This is a genomic window from Shewanella nanhaiensis (assembly GCF_019457885.1).
GTDB classification, from domain to species: Bacteria; Pseudomonadota; Gammaproteobacteria; order Enterobacterales; family Shewanellaceae; genus Shewanella; species Shewanella nanhaiensis.
This window is the reverse complement of the sequence record NZ_JAHZST010000089.1, coordinates 1-255: the sequence shown is the minus strand read 5'-3', so window position 1 is coordinate 255 and position 255 is coordinate 1. Positions and strand designations below refer to the sequence as shown.

Below are 255 nucleotides of genomic sequence, written 5' to 3'. Positions count from 1 at the left end.
AGCATGTCTTGGGTGGCCGGGCCGCTGAACAGGACGTTGCCGTCTTGATCGGTGACGGTGACGGTGTCACCAATGACCGTGCCAGCGCCTAAGGTGACGCTGATGTTGATTTGACCGTTAAGCTCGGTGTCGTTGATGAAGCCATCGTTGTTGGCATCTTCAGTGATTTCAACGGTTGGCGCTAATGGGGCGCTGCTGCCGTAATCCAAGGTTGCGCTGTCGTTACCAGTGGCAATGTTGCCCGCCGGATCGGTG

1 protein-coding gene is annotated in these 255 nt (G+C 57.3%); it reads right to left on the bottom strand.

Features of this window, described 5'->3' with window-relative positions:
• On the bottom strand, nt 1-255 hold a 255-nt coding region (locus K0625_RS24455), incomplete at both ends, for a hypothetical protein (RefSeq protein WP_220111935.1).